Below are 15910 nucleotides of genomic sequence, written 5' to 3' on the forward strand. Positions count from 1 at the left end.
CGAGCCTATCTTCTGCGCGCCGTATGAAGCGCACGAGACAGCCAGGCCCGGCTGGCTGCAACCGCGCCCTCCGGCCCCTCGAGCGCGACAGAACCCCCGAACTGGGCTAGGAAACGGGGAAGCCAGTCGAGGCCGAAGACCCGCATCCGCACGCGTCGGCTGCCGTCCTCGAGGTCCACCCCGTCCTCTGCCGCGTATTCGTGCTCGACCCAGAGTGCCTCGGGAGCGAGGCGGAGCACGGCCACGATGTCGGTCTCCCTGGGCTCGACCGCACCTTGGGCCGGAAGCGGCGCGACGTCCGCTGGCACCGGAACGGGATCAGCGGGCTCGAGGTTGACAATGCGGTCCACCCGGAAGACTCTGAGCTGCTCGACGCGGTGGCAGTACGCATCGACGTACCACCGGTCCCCGTCCGAGCGGAGGCCCATCGGATTCACGAGGCGCTGTGTGCGCTCGTCTTTCGTCGGGTTCAAGTAGTCGAGCCGCAAGGTCCGGCCTTCGGCGACGGCCGTGCGGAGCACGGGAAGGAGTTCGGCGTTGCGCTGAGGCTCGGACCTGAGGTCGATTTCCGGGATCGAACCCACGCCCTTCAACGTGGCCGCGCTCACCTTGGCCGCGAGGGAGCTGATCGCCGGCTGCTCGTCCTCCGAGGCCATCGGCAGGAGCGCCTGGAGCCCGAGCTGGAGCGACAGGGCCTCCTCGATGCTGAGCCGGCGGGGCCGTGCCAGGTCGGGCGCGTTCGCAAGGCTCACGACGCCGTCGTTCACCTGGACCTCGATGAAGTCCTGCCATCCCCCGAGATCCGTCGGACCGGAGAATTCGAGCACGTTCAGCTCTTGGACGAGCTCGCGGGGGGTGAGGCTGTAGCGGGCCGCGGCATCCTCCACGCGGACCGGACCCTGAATGAGGAATGGCACGAGGTCGACGATCCGGCCGAGCCGTTCGTCGGATGCCGTAATGCGTCTCCCCGCCGGAGCCGCCACAACCGGTGCGGCTCCGGGAGTTCCGAGGACGCCGAGGGCGCCCTCGAGGCGCTGGACGACGGCGTCTGCAAGCTCCTCGGGCGCTTCGACGACCAGCGCGTCGCCGAAGCCCGCGAGGTAGTCTGCCGCGACGCTCACGTCCTGGTACGGGTACTGTCCGACGTCCCACCCTTCCGGAGCGTCTTCGTCCGGGAGCTGGGTCCACACCATCCTGAGTTCGAGCGCGCGGCCCTCGGCGATGCGGAGACGAGCGCTCTCGGCCGGGATCGCCACGAGCTCCTCGAGCTGCTCGTGGACGGCTCCGGCAGGGGCCGGGCCGAAGGAGTGCTCGGCGCCGACGGCGATGCGCCCACGGATCCTTGAGAGCCGGAAGACGCGGGGGTCGCCGCGCGCCACGTCGTGGCCCACGAGATACCACTGTCCGTAGCGCTGCCCGAGGCCCCAGGGCTGGACCCGCCGCTCTTCCTCCCGCCCAGTGCTCGTGGCGTAGTAGTGGAACCTGATCTCGGCGCGGCGCGCGGCGGCGTCGGCAAGCACTGCGTAGCGCGGATCGCCGATCCGGACGCGCGGCTGCACAAGCGACGGCGGCGAGTCGGGAAGCGCCCCGGCCGCCTCGAGCCGTCGCAGTGCCGCACGCGCTGGCGCGGCCGCAAGGGCCCCTTGGCACGCGAGGCCCGCGAGGGCGAGGAGGGACTGCTCCTGAGGCGTGAACTCGAGCTCGGGAAGGCGGAAGAGCCGCGGGTCGATCCGGTAGAGCGAAGTGGGGGCCGAACTGTCCTCGCGCTCATAGCCCTGGCGCTCGGAGACCTCAGCACCAAGAGCCCGCAGATCGGCCTTGTCGCGTTCGAATTGTCGCTCGACAGCCGCCCTGTCGCGCTCTGCGCCCTGAGCCCAGCCATAGACGTCCCGCAGCAGCCTCTCGCGGGAGATCCCCCTCTCCGTGTGGAGCAGGGCGATCAGGAGGTTCAGGAGACGTTCGGTCTTCTTCTGGGACACAGGTGCAGGCTACCCGCAAGAAGCAGCTGGCCGCGGACGGTTGCCGTCCGCGGCCAGCTGAGAGGAGAGCTTCAGCGGATCCCCACGAGGTCCACTACGAAGATGAGCGCTTCGTTCGGCCCGATCGCCCCGCCCGCGCCGCGCGAGCCGTATGCCAGCTCGGAAGGGATCTCGAGCCGACGGCGGCCGCCGAGCTTCATGCCGAGGAGGCCCTGGTCCCAGCCTTGGATGACCTGGCCGACACCCACCCGGAAGTCGAGCGGTGCCCCACGGTTCCAGCTGGCGTCGAACTCCTCGCCCGTCGACCAGGCAACCCCGACGTAGTGGGCGGAGACAGTGTCGCCCGGCTCGACCTCGCGTCCGTCGCCCTCGATCAGGTCGACGATATTGAGCTCGGCCGGAACCGGGCTGTCAGGAAAGTCGATCTCCGGCTTCTGCCGGTCGTAGCTGCGCTGTCCGAAGGACATGGCTGTTCCTCTCTCTGGGCGGATGGGGCTCGGTCCGGAATCCTACTGGACGCCGAGGATGTCGACGACGAAGACGAGGTCGCCCTTCGCCCCGCCCTGGCCTTGGTCGCCGTAGGCCTGCGCGGAGGGGATGACCAGGAGCACCCGGGATCCGACGGTCTTGCCCGTCAGTCCGTCCGTCCACCCCTGGATCACCTGGCTCAGCGCAAAGGTCGCCGGCGTGCCGCGGTCGTAGCTCGAGTCGAACTTGGTCCCGTCGGAGAGGTTGACGCCCACGTAGTTGGCCACGATCGTGTCACTCGACTGGACCACGGCCCCCTTGCCCTTGATGAGGTCCTGGGAGATGAGCTTGGTGGGCTTCGCGACGCCCTTGACGTCGATCTGCGGGACACCCTTGGAGTCGGTCGTTACCTTGGGGAGCCCGGGCGGGGGCGTAACCGTGTCGCCCTGCGGTCCCGAGAGCGGCGCCGGAATGTCCTTGGCGTCGGCGATCTTGAGGATCAGCAGCGTGGTCGTGCCGTCGCCGCCCTGCTCTGCGCTCACGGGCGGCGTCGCGTACGCGAGGTAGGAGCCGATCTTGGCGCCGACGAGGGCGTTGTAAAGGGTGGCGTTCTGCTGTTGGAGGCTGCTGTCCACCGGAACCTTCTCCGGCTGGCCGGACGAGAAGGTGTCACCGAGGACGCTGCCGTCCGTGCCCTTGAGGGCGACGACGTTGACGACCGCGGACTGGCCCGCCTTCACGGCTGCCCCGCTTCCCTCTTGGACCATCTTCACGGTGAGGGAGGAGACCGTCAGGGGCTTCTTGAAGTCCACGGTCGGAGCCTTGTCGGTGGTGGTCACCTTGAGGGAGCTCAGGGCGTTGAGGTCGCCCGCGTTCTGGCTCGACGGCGAGGGCTGGCTCGACGAGCTTCCGGAGCTACACCCGGCGAGGAGCAGGGCAAGGGGCAGCAAGAGCGCAAAGAGTCGGCGCACTGATCAACTTCCTGTGGGGGTGTCCGCCACGTCCGTGGCGGCGGTCGGGGCCCTCCGGCCCCCTCTAGGGTAGCGGTTCCGCCTGTGAGGGGCCTCTCCCACTACCCCGCGAAGGGACGGAGGGTGTCGAGGAGCTCGTCGACCCGCGGATCCTCGTTCGCGAACGGGTCCTTGCACAGGATGGTGTGGTGGGCCCGGTCGTTGAGCTTGAGGTGCACCCAGTCGACCGTGTAGTCGGCGCCCGCGGCCTGGGCCGCCTGCACGAACCTTCCGCGAAGCCTCGCCCGCGTCGTCTGGGGCGGCGTGTCCACGGCTTCCTTGATGGCGGCGTCGTCGACCAGGCGCGCTGCGCCCCCGTGCCGCTGGAGGAGGAAGAACAGCCCGCGCTCAGGGCTGATGTCATGGTAGGTCAGGTCGAGCTGGGCGACGCGCGCGGAATCGAGGTCGACGTCGTGGCGGGAGCAGTACGAGTCGATGAGCTTCTTCTTGATCGCCCAGTCGACCTCGGTGTCGATCGTCGACGTGTCGCCTGTCTCGATCGCCGTGAGCGTACGCTCCCACAGGTCGAGGATGCGGGGCACGTGCGGGGTGTGTGCGCCGTACTCCTGCACGAACTGCTTGGCCTTCTCGAGGTAGATGCGCTGCATGTCGACCGCGGTGAGTTCGGAGCCGTTGGCGAGGCGGACGATGGCGCGCCCCGAGAGGTCGTGCGAGATCTCGCGGATGCTCCGGATGGGGTTCTCCATCCGAAGGTCCCGCATGATGACCCCCGACTCGATCATGCGCAGCACGAGGTCGACGGTGCCGACCTTCATCATCGTCGTCGTCTCCGCCATGGTCGAATCGCCGACGATGACGTGGAGCCTGCGGTAATGCTCCGCGTCGGCGTGGGGCTCGTCCCGTGTATTGATGATGGGGCGCGAGCGGGTGGTGGCGGAGGAGAGCCCTTCCCAGATGTGGTCGGCACGCTGGGAGAAGGCATAGACCGGGCCGTGCGGAGTCCGCAGGACCTTTCCCGCGCCGCACAGGAGCTGGCGGGTGACGAGGAACGGGATGAGGATCTCGGCGAGGCGGGAGAACTCGGTCCGTCGCGGGATGAGGTAGTTCTCGTGGCTCCCGTACGAGTTGCCCGCCGTGTCCGTGTTGTTCTTGAACAGGTAGACGCTCCCGTCGAAGCCTTCCTCGCGGAGGCGCTTCTGGGCCTCGTCGATCAGGTCGACGAGGATCCGCTCCCCAGCCCGGTCGTGGGCCACGAGCTGGGCGATGTCGTCGCACTCCGCCGTCGCGTACTCCGGGTGGGAGCCCACGTCGAGATAGAGCCGCGATCCGTTCCCAAGGAACACGTTCGACGAGCGTCCCCAGCTGACGACCTTGCGGAACAGGTACCGTGCGACCTCTTCCGGCGCAAGCGGCCGCCCCTGAGGGCTCGAGTAGGCGATGCCGAACTCAGTCTCGACACCGAAGATGCGTCGGTCCACGCCGCTCCTTAGGACTAGTTGCTGACCCGGGGGACGAGCAGCCTCAGATGGGTACGGCCAGAAGTTCGTCGAGTTCCTCGCCGGCAATCCGCCTGAACGCCCTGCGGACGCCGCGCTCGGTCTCGGAGTGGCGGTCCAAGACGGCGACCTCGAGGCTCAGGGGTGTCTCGGTGCGATCCTCGCGCAGGGCCTTCGCTGCGAGCTGGATCGCCTCCGTGAACGAGGCCTCGGAGCTCCAGCCCGAGATGACCGACTCCGCAACGCGCTCCGCGGCGCCGCCCATGACGACGAACCGGCGCTCGTCCGCGATGGAGCCGTCGAAGGTGAGCCGGAAGAGATGGTCGGAGCCGACGTCGTGCCCCACCTCCGCGACGGTGAGCTCGACCTCGAGAGGCTTCTGCTCAGCGGTGAAGACAGCACCGAGGCTCTGGGCATACACGCTCGCGAGGCCGCGGCCCGTCACGTCGACCCGGTCGTACGAATAGCCCCGCACGTCCGCGTACCGGACGCCTGCCTGGCGGAGGCTCTCGAACTCGTTGTACTTGCCGACTGCAGCGAACGCGATCTTGTCGTAGATCTCGCCGATCTTGTGGAGGGACGGCGAGGGATTCTCCGCGACGAGGGCGATCCCCTCCCTGCAGCTGAGCACGACGACCGAACGACCGCGGGCAATTCCCTTTCGGGCGAAGTCCGCGCGGTCCTTCATCACCTGCTCGGGCGAGACATAGAACGGCTGGGTCATCTCAGGCCTCCCGTCCGGCGATGCTGCGCTGCTCGAAGATGTCCCCGGCGATCTGGCTGAGCTCGTGCTCCGCCGCCCGCCGGTACCCCGCGCGGGTGACCGTGTAGACGACAGGCCACAGCTGGCGGAGGGGGTCCGGGCCGCCCGTGGCGGAATCGTCGTCCGCCGCGTCGAAGAGCGACTCGACGGCGACGCGCACCGCGTCTGCCTCCGAGAGGCCGGGACGCCAGAGCTTCTTGAGGGCTCCGCGCGCGAAGACGGATCCCGAGCCCACCGAATGATGCTCTGGTTCTTCGTAGCGGCCGCCGGTGACGTCGTACGAGAAGAGCCGCCCGACGCCCTGGTCCAGGTCGAAGCCCGCGAACAGCGGGACGACGGCGAGCCCCTGAAGGGCAAGCCCGAGGTTCGCCCGGATCATCGCGCCGAGCCTCGTGGCCTTCCCCTCGAGGCTCAGGCGCGTCCCCTCGATCTTCTCGTAGTGCTCGAGCTCGACCTGGAAGAGCCGGACGATGTCGATCGCGAGCCCGGCAGTTCCGGCTATGCCGAGCACAGAGTACCGATCGGCCGGGAAGACCTTCTCGATATGGCGGCTCGCGATCATGCTGCCCATCGTTGCCCGGCGGTCCCCCGCCATGACGACACCGCCGGCGAAGGCGATGGCGACGACCGTGGTGCCATGCGGCGCGAGGTGGGACGCGTCGATGGGAATGACTCTATTGGAGGGAAGCAGGTCGGGACGGGCTGCGGCGAGGTGCTCGGTGAAGGACGACGTCGACTGGGCGGCGACGCGTTCTGCGAGGAAGTCGTTCATCCTGGGCCTACTGGCCGCCCTTCTGGACGAACCCGCGCACGAACTCCTCGGCGTTGCTCTCCAGCACGCCGTCGATCTCGTCGAGCAGGTCGTCGACTCCCTCAGTCGCCTCGGACGCCTGGGGGGCGGCGGGCGCGGGCGCTGGCGTGCCCGGGTCGACGTCCTCGTTCTCGTCCCGTGACTGGCTGCTCTTCTGCTCCTGACCGGCCATGGCCGCCTCCTTGCGTCGAGCCCGGCGCCCCTGCGGCGGGCTGTGGAACCTATACTGTCACTCTTTCACGGTCGCGACGCGGCCCGTGGAACCTCACGTGTGGCGCTCGCCGAGCAAGGCGTCGAGGAAGCCCTGGATGTCCTTGTGCCCCTCGAAGAGGGGCTCGGTGAGGGCGCGCGTTCCGCGGAGCGGCTCGCGCGTCGGAACGCGCTGCAGGCGGTAGCTCCCCGGGGGTGAGAACACCACGGAGTCCCAGCTTGCGCTCGCGACGTTCGCCGGGAACCGCTGGATGCTCTTGCCGCGGAACCAGGCCCTTGTGTCCGACGGCGGGTCGATCGCCGCACGGGCGATGTCGCGGTCCTCCACGAGGCGCTCGAGGCTCCCCTTCGCGATGAGCCGGGACGCGAGTCCCCGCTCCGGCCGGACGTCGGACCACTGGATGTCGATGAGCCCCAGCCGCGCATCGTTCCAGTCCAGGCCGTCCCGCGCGCGGTAGCCCTCGAGCACCCTCCGCTTCGCGGCCCACTCGACATATCCGGCGGCGGCGTCCAGGTCCGCGTCGAGGTCGGTGAGCGCACGCTCCCAGAGCCGCAGCACCATGGCCGTGTGCCCGTCGCCACCGTGCTCCGCGGCAACGCCGGCATCCGCTGCGAGCTTCGCGGCCGCCTCCAGGTACATCCACTGGACCTCGAGGCCGGTGAGGCGTCGTCCGTCGAGCAGACGGACCGTTTCGCGGAGATCCGTGTCGTGGCTCAGGCGGTGCATCGCGCCGACCGGTTCGTGGACCTCGATCTCAGGGGCTGCGCCCGCCTCGATCAGGCTCAGGACGAGGGCCGTCGTGCCGAACTTCAAGTAGTTTGCGACGTGGCTGCAGTTCGCGTCTCCCACGATCACGTGCAGGCGGCGGTACTTGTCCGCCAGCGCATGAGGCTCGTCCCGGGTGTTGATGATCGGGCGGCGCATCGTCGTCTCGAGCCCGACCTCGGCCTCGAAGAAGTCAGCCCGCTGGCTCACCTGGTATCCCGGCGTCCGCCCATCCTGACCGATCCCGACGCGCCCCGCGCCGCACACGAGCTGGCGTGTGACGAAGAACGGCGTGAGCCCGCGGACGAGGTCCGTGAACGGCACCGCGCGCGGCACGAGGTAGTTCTCGTGCGAGCCGTACGACGCGCCTTTGCCGTCGGTGTTGTTCTTGTAGAGGTTGATCGGCCCGCGTTCGGAGTCCGAGCTCAGGGCACGGACCGCGGTCAGGACGACCGCGTCCCCCGCCGAGTCCCACAGCACGGCGTCGAGCGGATTCGTCACCTCCGGACTCGAGTACTCCGGGTGGGCGTGGTCGACGTAGAGCCGCGCCCCATTGCCGAGCACGAGGTTCATGAGCGCAGGCTCCTGGTCTCCGTCGAGTTCGAGCTCGGAGGGGCCGTGGGCGAGGGCCACCCCCTCGGCGGTGAGGACGGGCTCAAGGTCGGTCAGAAGGTCCGGATGGGCCTGGTTGCGCCGTACCGACCAGCCTCTGGCATCCCGCAGAGGCGTCTCGTCGGTGTAGTCCCACCCCGCTCCTGGTGATGCGTGGAGCCGCTCGCGGGTGAGCTTGGCATACGCCGCGATGACCTGGGATGAGAGGTAGGTCGCGTTGGCCCCCGGCGTCGCCGGGGCGTGGATCCCGTATTCGGTCTCGGAGCCCATGACGCGCAGGGCACCGCCCACGGGAAGGCCCTCGGATCCGCGCTCGGAGCTCGGCATGTCGCTCCCCTTCCCAGCTGGGGTCACAGGTATTGGCCCGTGCTCTGGGTCGTCTCGATCGAGCGTCCGGGCTCACTTCCACCCTTGCCCTGGATGATCGTGCGGATGTATGTGATCCTCTCGCCCTTCTTGCCGGAGATCCGCGCCCAGTCGTCCGGATTGGTCGTGTTGGGCATGTCCTCGTGCTCGCGGAACTCGTCGGCGACTGCACGCAGGAGATGCTCAACCCGGATGCCCTTGGACCCGGTCGTGAGGAGGTCCTTGATAGCCGACTTCTTGGCCCGGTCTACGACGTTCTGGATCACCGCTCCCGAGTTGAAGTCCTTGAAGTAGAGGATCTCCGTCTCCCCGTTCGCGTAGGTGACCTCCAGGTACTCGTTGACCTTGTCGGTCGAGTACATCGCCTCCACCGTGCGCTGGATCATCATGTTCACGGTGGCCGTCCGGTCGCCGCCGTGCTCGGCAAGGTCCGCAGGATGGATCGGCAGGTCGCTCGTGAGGTACTTCGAGAAGATGTCTGCGGCGGCCTCAGCGTCGGGCCGCTGGATCTTGATCTTCACGTCGAGGCGTCCAGGGCGGAGGATCGCAGGATCGATCATGTCCTCGCGGTTCGATGCACCGATCACGATCACGTTGTCGAGCCGCTCGACCCCGTCGATCTCGCTCAGTAGCTGCGGGACGATCGTCGTCTCGACGTCCGAGGACACCCCGGTGCCGCGTGTCCGGAAGAGCGAGTCCATCTCGTCGAAGAAAACCACCACGGGGCTTCCGTCCGAGGCCTTCTCACGCGCCCGCGAGAAGATGAGGCGGATGTGGCGCTCGGTCTCGCCGACGTACTTGTCGAGGAGCTCGGGGCCCTTGATGTTCAGGAAGTAGCTCTTGATGTCCTGGCCGCCCGCGCGCTCCATTGCCCGGGCCGCGAGGGAGTTCGCGACGGCCTTCGCAATGAGCGTCTTGCCGCAGCCTGGAGGGCCGTACAGCAGGATGCCCTTCGGGGCCTTGAGCCCGTGCTCGCGGTAGAGGCCGGGGTGCAGGAACGGCAGTTCCACCGCATCCCGGATCTGCTCGATCTGCGACGCGAGCCCACCGATGTCGTCGTAGCTGATGTCCGGGACCTCTTCGAGCACGAGGTTCTCGACCTCGGACCGCGGCACCTTCTCGAGGGCGGTCTGCGTGCGGTTGTCGACCGAGATCGCGTCGCCGACGCGCAGCTGTTCGAGCTGGAGCGGCCCGGAGAGGCGGACGACGCGCTCTTCGTCGCCGCGTCCGACGACCAGGACGCGGTCCGCGCCGAGCAGCTCCTTGATCGTGACGAGCTCACCCGAGCGCTCGTAGCCGAGCCCCGCGACCACCTCGAACGCCTCATTGAGGAGGACTTCCTGCCCGACGCTCAGTTCCGAGATGGAGACGAGAGGGCTCAGGCCCACCCTGATCTTCCGCCCAGCCGTTACGACGTCGGCGCTTTCGTCGGTCACGGCGGCGGCGGAGCCCCCGGCTGGGCGACGGCGGTTGAGCTGGACGATCGTTCCATAGCTGTAGGGCGGCTGGCCCTCATGCTCGAGGGCGGACTTCAGGCGGAGGATCTCCCCCTTGGCCGTCTGCAGCATCTCCGCCATGCGGGTGTTGTTCGAAGTGGCCGCCGAGAGCTGCCGGTCCACCGTCCGGAGCTTGTCCCGGAGGACATTCACCTGACGCTCGAGGACGCTCTGCTGCTCCGCGTGTGCTCGTGCGGTGGCGTCTTCACGACCCGATCCGGTGCCGTTGCGCTCTTCCATCACTCTCACACCCTCCCTACCTCGGAAAATTCCGATGTATCGACACTAGCCCTCCTTGGCCCTGTGCAAACCGCTTTGAGCACCAGAGACGCTAAGCGTTACATTCACGCAATGCACGGGGCGAGGAAAAGGTTCCGTCGGAAGGAATTCAGGTGTGCAGGCCGGTCAGGATTCCTCGGCCCTTCCAGCCCGCGCGTCACGGGCCGCACGACGGAGCTTGCGATCAGACACCGGGCGCTCCCCCACTGATTCGGGAGTCCACGCGTTGAGGTCCTCCTGCGCGAATTCGCCCTTGGCACGCTTCCTCCGGACGAGGGGCGCGACGCCACCGGCGAGGCGACGGGCCACGAGCAGGAATCCCGTGTGGCCCACCATGCGGTGCTCCGGCCGCACCGCAAGGCCCTCGAGATGCCAGCCGCGCACCATCGACTCCCACGCGTCTGGCTCGGTGAAGCGCCCGTCCGCACGGATCGCCTCGGCTGTGCGGGAGAGCTGCGTCGCCGTGGCCACGTAGTTGATCCAGACGCCGCCGGGAGCGAGCACAGTGGCAACGGCGTCGAGGCACTCCCAGGGCGCGAGCATGTCGAGCACGACGCGGTCGACGCTGCCCGCCTCCTCGGCCTTGACCACCTCGTCCTGAAAGTCGCCGAGCGAAATGCGCCAGGCCGGGTGCGGGCCGCCGAAAATGGTCTCGACATTTCCGCGGGCGATATCCGCGAATTCCTGGCGACGCTCGAACGAGTGGAGGTAGCCGGCGTCCCCCACGGCCCGCAGGAGGGAAATGGACAGCGCGCCCGAGCCGACGCCGGCCTCGACGACCCGAGCGCCGGGGAAGATGTCGGCCATCGTGATGATCTGGCCGGCGTCCTTCGGATAGACCACCGCGGCGCCCCGCGGCATGGACAGCACGAAGTCCGAGAGGAGCGGACGGAGCGCCTGGTACTGGTGGCCCGCGGTATTGGTGACGACAGAGCCGTCCGGCTGGCCGATGATCACGTCGTGGTTGAGGAATCCCTTGTGGGTATGGAACGCCCCTCCGTCCTCGAGGGTGATCGTGTTCATGCGCCCCCGCTCGTCGGTGAGCTGGACGCGCTCCCCTACCCGGAACGGGCCGCGCCGGTTGGCGGCGCCCGTGGGCTCGGGCAGGAGCTCGGGCGGGGTGGGGGTGCTGCTCTCGGTCATGGATCCCTTCTTCGGTGTGGTGACGTGTGCCTGGACCTGCGCCGCGGCGTAGTTCCGAGCGCCGCCGGGGCTAGCGGGCCGAGCGGCCCGAGATGGCGGAGACCACCGCGCTCTGGCTGAGCAGGCCGACGACCCGGCCGGCAGCATCGATGACGGCGTACTCGGTGCCCTGGAGCTGCGCGAGGTACTGGACGAGCTCCTGGCCGGCCGCGCTTTCGGGCACGTAGGCACCGGCCGCGAGCGCGTATCCAACGGCAGTCACGGGTGTGTTCCCCCGGGCTTCGTCGGGCACCCTGGCGATGGCGGCGGGGTCGACGACGCCCTGTGGCTTGCCGTCGGGCGCGCAGAGGACGACGACGACGCCCTGGCCGGCGCCCGCCTGCAGTGCCTCGTCCACGGACGCGAAGTTCGGCACGCCGACTGCCGGGACGGCCAGACGGCCCGCGACGATGTTCGGAAGACGGCTCCGAAAGCCGGCGCTCCGGATCGAGGCGGACGCGCCCTGCCAGAGGAAGACGGCCACAAGGAGCATGACGAGCGTGAAGGAGATGTCGGGCGACCCGCCTCGGAGCCAAGGCAGGACGAGGCCGAAGAAGACGATGCCCGCGACGACGACTCTCCCCGCCCAGCCCGCGGCGATGGTGCCCTTCTCCTGCGAGCCGGTCGCCTTCCAGACAATGCTCTCGACCAGTCGCCCCCCATCGAGGGGGAGGCCGGGGAGCACGTTGAAGAGCCCGATGAGCAGGTTGGCCCACATGAAGATGTTCGCCAGGATGTCGGGCACGCCCGTCAGCTCGACCGAGGTGACGAGCAGCCAGGCTCCGCCCGCGAGAACCAGATTGGCGATGGGGCCGGCGAAGGCGACGACGACGGAGCGCCCCGGGGAGGCCGTGAAGGCCTCGAACTGGGTGTGGCCTCCCCAGAGGTTGAGCACGATCTTCTGGCTCGGCCAGCCGAATGCCCTCGCGCTGAGCGCGTGCGCCAGCTCATGGACGAGCACTGACAGCAGCAGGAGGACGGCATACGCGAGCGCCACCAGGTAGGCGGCATTCCCGAGCTGCGGCTCCCGCAGGGCCAGTGTCGGCCCGTAGACCACGACGGTGAACCCTGCGATGAGGAACCACGAGTACGCGAGGTAGACGGGGACACCGGCGATCCGCCCGAGCCTGATCCCGTCGCGGGCACGGCTTTCGGATGCGTGGGCGTGTCCGCCCCCGTCCTGCGGGGGCTGCTGGTCCGCGGAGCTCATGCGCTGCCCTGAGGGGCGAAGCCGACCGACGCCCGAGCGAGCACGGCCGAGAGGTCGGCTGGGGTGTGCCCTTCGAGGGATTCCCACTGCTCCGCGCCGAGGTCTCCCGGGACTGCGACTGCGCTCGGGACGACGATCGTGGTGAGCCCGGCGGCCACGGCCGAGGCCGCCCCAGGGGCCGAATCCTCGATTGCGACGCATTCGCTGAGGGCCAGTGCCGCGCCGTCGAGCACGTGCTCCAACCGGGCGAGGCCCTTGAGGTAGGGCTCGGGGTGAGGCTTGCCGTGCGTCACCGCGTCGCCGGTCACGACGGCCCGGAACGTGCCGCCGGGGAGATGCTCGAGGATCTTCTCGACCATCGGCCTCTCGGACATCGTGACGAGTGCGCAGGCGATTCCGGCGTCGACGAGGGATCCGAGAAGGTCCTGGGCACCCGGCCGCCACGGCACCGCGTGGCCGAGCTGCTCGATGACGCGCCCGGTGAGGCGATCAATGATCTCCCGCTTCCCGAGGGCCACCCCGGCCTCCTGGAGGATTCCAGCAGACGTGGGGAGGGCCTGCCCGACGAGCCGCATCGCCTGTTCGTGGCTCCACGTCCCGCCGTAAGCCTCGACCAGCTCTCCCTCGGCCACGATCCAGTACGGCTCGGTGTCCACGAGCGTCCCATCCATGTCCCATAGGACGGCACGCAGGGGTGCGAGGTCGGTTTCAGCGGGAAGGCGCATATGGACCAGTCTACGGGGAGCGCCCGGCTGTCCTCCCTCCGCGAAACTCGCCTGTGACTGCGGGACAGGCCCTGCGAAGCGGGCCGCTTGGTCATAGTCTGGAGCGATGAACGAGTTCGACGCCGACGCTCCGGCCCCCCACCCTGGCCTCTTCCCGACGCCTGAAGACGGCGAGCGGGTTACGGTCATGCTCGCGGCCTTCGAGGGCTGGAACGACGCCGGTGAGGCAGCGACCGAGGCGATCAGGGCCATCAAGCGTCAGTTCGGTGCGCAGAAGGTCGGGGCCATCGACGCCGACGACTACTACGACTTCCAGTTCACGAGGCCTACGGTGCGGCGCTCGGGCTCTGGCCGGCGCAGGATCCGCTGGCCTTCGACCCGCGTGTCCACGGCACGGCTCGAGGGGTTCCCGATCAATCTCGTCTTCGTCCAGGGCACTGAGCCGTCCTACCGCTGGCGCGGGTTCACGGAAGAGCTCATGGAGTACGTCGAGGACCTCGACGTGGACTACCTGATCGTGGTCGGCGCGCTCCTCGCAGACGTCCCGCACAGCCGGCCGATTCCCGTCACCGCCACGAGCGAGGCAGGCGACCTGAGGGAGAGGCTCAATCTCGAGGCGTCCCAGTACGAGGGACCGACCGGCATCGTCGGGGTGTTCGCCGACGCAGCGGACCACCACGGCATTCCGACTGTCTCCCTCTGGGCCGCCGTCCCCCACTATGTCGCGCAGGCCCCGTCACCGAAGGCCCAGCTTGCCCTCATGCACCGGATCGAGGAGCTCATCCAGGTACCGCTCGAGACGAACGAGCTCGCCGAGGACGCCGAGGCGTGGGAGCGCGGCGTCAACGAACTCGCCACCGAGGATCCTGAGATCGCCGCCTACATCCAGCAGCTCGAGGAGGCGAAGGACACGGCCGACCTGCCCGAAGCCACCGGCGAGTCCATCGCGCGCGAGTTCGAGCGCTACCTCAAGCGCCGCGGCAAGGACGGCGGGGCGTCCAACTGACGGGGCAGCCCCGTCAGAGGCGGACGCCCAGGAGGGCGTCGACCGCGGCGGCGACGAGCTCGCCGTCGGACGCTTCCCCTTCGCCGTCCGCGAGTGCGTCGTCCGCCCACTTGTCGACGGCCGCGAGGGCGCGGGGCGCGTCGAGGTCGTCGGCGAGGGCGCCGCGGATCTCTGCGACGAGGAGCTCCGCCGACCCGTGGGCCGCTCGGGGGACGGCCTCCCGCCAGCGGTTCAGCCGGGCCTTTGCGGCCTCGAAGAGTTCCGCCGTCCACTCCCAGTCGGAGCGGTAGTGGTTGGCGAGGATCGCGAGGCGGATCGCCTCGGGCGCCTCGCCTGCCGCGCGGAGCTTCGAGACGAGCACGAGGTTGCCGAGCGACTTGCTCATCTTCTGCCCGTCGAGGCCGACCATGCCGGTGTGGGCGAAGTGGCGCGCGAGCGGAACCTTGTGCAGGGACCAGGCGTGCCCTGCCCCCATCTCGTGGTGCGGGAACTGGAGGTCTGAGCCTCCGCCTTGGACGGTGAAGGGAGCGGGCAGGAAGCGCTGGGCGATGACGGTGCACTCGATGTGCCACCCGGGGCGCCCGCTGCCCAGGCTTCCGCCGTCCCACCGCGGCTCGCCGAGGCGCGCCTCGCGCCACAGGATCGGGTCGAGGGGGCTGTGCTTGCCCGGGCGCTCGGGATCGCCCCCGCGTGCCCCGAACACCTCGATCATCTCGGCCACGGTCAGGTGGGAGACCTGCCCGAGGCGCCACGCCTCGGGCGAGTCGGCGCGCCGCGTCGCCTCCGTGACGTCGTAGTAGACATCGCCGTCCGGCTCGCCTTCCGCGCCCGCGAGCTGGTAGGCCAGCCCCTCCGCGAGGAGCCGCTCGACCTCGGGCACGATCCAGGGAATCGACTCGACGGCGCCCACGTAATGATCCGGCGGCAGGACGTTGAGGGCTTCCATGTCGCCCTGGAAGAGTGCGATCTGCTCCTTCGCGAGCGTCCGCCAGTCCACACCCGTGGCGTCGGCCCGCTCCAGGAGCGGATCATCCACGTCGGTCGTGTTCTGGACGTAGGCCACCGTGCTCCCGGCGTCGCGCCACACGCGGTGGAGGAGGTCGAACGCGACATAGGTGGCCGCGTGGCCGAGATGCGTGGCGTCGTAGGGGGTGATGCCGCAGACGTACATGGACTGCTCGGCGGCCACAGGGATCTCGGCCATCTCATTCCGCGCTGAGTCCCAGAGTCGAATAGCCCCGCTCTGGCCTGGAAGGGACGGAACGGCAGTCTGACGCCAAGTCTTCACCCCACAAGCCTAGTGCCCCGCGCGGACCGCTCCGCGCAGCCGCCCGCGATGCCGGCCGCCTCCTAGCCCTCCTCGCCGTCGTCGAGGAGGTCGATCGGCAGGTCCTCGCCGTAGGCGTCGTAGAGGGCGTCCGCATAGGCCTCGAACGCATCGGCGATGGCGAAGTAGGCGGCCTCGACGGCCGGGTCGTCGTCGCCGCGCCGGGAGGCCGCGGCCACGAGGTGCTCCTCGAGTGCCGCCGTCAGCGAACCGAGGGCCACGCGCGGGTCGATGCTCATGGCC

At 69.1% G+C, this 15910-nt stretch carries 15 protein-coding genes; 1 reads left to right on the forward strand and 14 read right to left on the reverse strand.

The window, feature by feature from the left end:
- Window positions 1–5: 5 nt before the first annotated feature.
- The 12 genes from E6A21_RS03555 to E6A21_RS03610 form a co-directional block, all read right to left on the reverse strand.
- Window positions 6–1979: a helix-turn-helix transcriptional regulator gene (locus E6A21_RS03555; protein WP_138442773.1), complete on the reverse strand. Its 1974-nt coding sequence runs from the start codon at window positions 1977–1979 to the stop codon at window positions 6–8.
- A 71-nt stretch (window positions 1980–2050) separates the two neighbouring features.
- Window positions 2051–2446: an FKBP-type peptidyl-prolyl cis-trans isomerase gene (locus tag E6A21_RS03560; RefSeq protein WP_138442774.1), complete on the reverse strand. Its 396-nt coding sequence runs from the start codon at window positions 2444–2446 to the stop codon at window positions 2051–2053.
- Window positions 2447–2488: 42 nt separating this feature from the next.
- Window positions 2489–3418 (reverse strand): FKBP-type peptidyl-prolyl cis-trans isomerase, encoded by a 930-nt coding sequence (locus E6A21_RS03565; RefSeq protein ID WP_138442775.1) that lies wholly within the window; start codon window positions 3416–3418, stop codon window positions 2489–2491.
- Between the two features lie 101 nt (window positions 3419–3519).
- On the reverse strand, window positions 3520–4896 hold the full coding sequence (gene pafA / locus E6A21_RS03570; RefSeq protein WP_138442776.1) for a Pup--protein ligase: 1377 nt from the start codon (window positions 4894–4896) through the stop codon (window positions 3520–3522).
- 43 nt (window positions 4897–4939) lie between these two features.
- Complete coding sequence (gene prcA / locus E6A21_RS03575) at window positions 4940–5638, reverse strand: proteasome subunit alpha (RefSeq protein ID WP_138442777.1); 699 nt, start codon at window positions 5636–5638, stop codon at window positions 4940–4942.
- A 1-nt stretch (window position 5639) separates the two neighbouring features.
- Window positions 5640–6449, reverse strand: a complete 810-nt coding sequence (gene prcB, locus E6A21_RS03580) for a proteasome subunit beta (RefSeq protein ID WP_138442778.1) — start codon at window positions 6447–6449, stop codon at window positions 5640–5642.
- A gap of 7 nt (window positions 6450–6456) precedes the next feature.
- A complete protein-coding gene (locus tag E6A21_RS03585; protein WP_043128138.1) occupies window positions 6457–6660 on the reverse strand; it encodes a ubiquitin-like protein Pup in 204 nt (67 codons plus the stop codon).
- Window positions 6661–6753: 93 nt separating this feature from the next.
- Window positions 6754–8403, reverse strand: a complete 1650-nt coding sequence (dop, locus tag E6A21_RS03590) for a depupylase/deamidase Dop (RefSeq protein WP_246036178.1) — start codon at window positions 8401–8403, stop codon at window positions 6754–6756.
- A gap of 23 nt (window positions 8404–8426) precedes the next feature.
- A complete protein-coding gene (arc, locus tag E6A21_RS03595) occupies window positions 8427–10178 on the reverse strand; it encodes a proteasome ATPase (protein WP_138443084.1) in 1752 nt (583 codons plus the stop codon).
- Window positions 10179–10343: 165 nt separating this feature from the next.
- Window positions 10344–11360, reverse strand: coding sequence for a tRNA (adenine-N1)-methyltransferase (locus E6A21_RS03600; RefSeq protein ID WP_138442779.1), 1017 nt, complete (start codon window positions 11358–11360; stop codon window positions 10344–10346).
- A 70-nt stretch (window positions 11361–11430) separates the two neighbouring features.
- Complete coding sequence (locus tag E6A21_RS03605) at window positions 11431–12609, reverse strand: site-2 protease family protein (RefSeq protein WP_138442780.1); 1179 nt, start codon at window positions 12607–12609, stop codon at window positions 11431–11433.
- Window positions 12606–13334 carry an HAD family hydrolase gene (locus tag E6A21_RS03610; RefSeq protein WP_138442781.1) on the reverse strand — a complete coding sequence of 243 codons (729 nt, stop codon included), beginning with the start codon at window positions 13332–13334 and terminating at the stop codon, window positions 12606–12608. The genes E6A21_RS03605 and E6A21_RS03610 overlap by 4 nt, the downstream gene beginning before the upstream one ends.
- Window positions 13335–13440: 106 nt before the next feature.
- Here E6A21_RS03610 and E6A21_RS03615 point away from each other — a divergent pair, with 106 nt between their 5' ends.
- Complete coding sequence (locus E6A21_RS03615; RefSeq protein WP_138442782.1) at window positions 13441–14340, forward strand: proteasome assembly chaperone family protein; 900 nt, start codon at window positions 13441–13443, stop codon at window positions 14338–14340.
- Between the two features lie 13 nt (window positions 14341–14353).
- Here E6A21_RS03615 and mshC read toward each other — a convergent pair whose 3' ends face one another.
- Together mshC and E6A21_RS03625 are read right to left on the reverse strand one after the other, a co-directional pair.
- On the reverse strand, window positions 14354–15628 hold the full coding sequence (mshC, locus tag E6A21_RS03620; RefSeq protein WP_138442783.1) for a cysteine--1-D-myo-inosityl 2-amino-2-deoxy-alpha-D-glucopyranoside ligase: 1275 nt from the start codon (window positions 15626–15628) through the stop codon (window positions 14354–14356).
- A gap of 62 nt (window positions 15629–15690) precedes the next feature.
- Window positions 15691–15906, reverse strand: a complete 216-nt coding sequence (locus tag E6A21_RS03625) for a hypothetical protein (protein WP_138442784.1) — start codon at window positions 15904–15906, stop codon at window positions 15691–15693.
- Window positions 15907–15910 lie beyond the last annotated feature (4 nt).

It is taken from the genome of Sinomonas susongensis (genome assembly GCF_005877005.1).
In the GTDB taxonomy this organism is placed as follows: Bacteria; Actinomycetota; Actinomycetes; order Actinomycetales; family Micrococcaceae; genus Sinomonas; species Sinomonas susongensis.

Bases quoted from the DNA above. Each gene is read 5' to 3' on its own strand.
- E6A21_RS03560 (WP_138442774.1), bottom strand. From the start codon at position 2,446: ATGTCCTTCGGACAGCGCAGCTACGACCGGCAGAAGCCGGAGATCGAC.
- prcA (WP_138442777.1), bottom strand. From the start codon at position 5,638: ATGACCCAGCCGTTCTATGTCTCGCCCGAGCAGGTGATGAAGGACCGC.
- prcB (WP_138442778.1), bottom strand. From the start codon at position 6,449: ATGAACGACTTCCTCGCAGAACGCGTCGCCGCCCAGTCGACGTCGTCC.
- E6A21_RS03585 (WP_043128138.1), bottom strand. From the start codon at position 6,660: ATGGCCGGTCAGGAGCAGAAGAGCAGCCAGTCACGGGACGAGAACGAG.
- dop (WP_246036178.1), bottom strand. From the start codon at position 8,403: ATGCCGAGCTCCGAGCGCGGATCCGAGGGCCTTCCCGTGGGCGGTGCC.
- arc (WP_138443084.1), bottom strand. From the start codon at position 10,178: ATGGAAGAGCGCAACGGCACCGGATCGGGTCGTGAAGACGCCACCGCA.
- E6A21_RS03600 (WP_138442779.1), bottom strand. From the start codon at position 11,360: ATGACCGAGAGCAGCACCCCCACCCCGCCCGAGCTCCTGCCCGAGCCC.
- E6A21_RS03605 (WP_138442780.1), bottom strand. From the start codon at position 12,609: ATGAGCTCCGCGGACCAGCAGCCCCCGCAGGACGGGGGCGGACACGCC.
- E6A21_RS03610 (WP_138442781.1), bottom strand. From the start codon at position 13,334: ATGCGCCTTCCCGCTGAAACCGACCTCGCACCCCTGCGTGCCGTCCTA.
- E6A21_RS03615 (WP_138442782.1), top strand. From the start codon at position 13,441: ATGAACGAGTTCGACGCCGACGCTCCGGCCCCCCACCCTGGCCTCTTC.
- E6A21_RS03625 (WP_138442784.1), bottom strand. From the start codon at position 15,906: ATGAGCATCGACCCGCGCGTGGCCCTCGGTTCGCTGACGGCGGCACTC.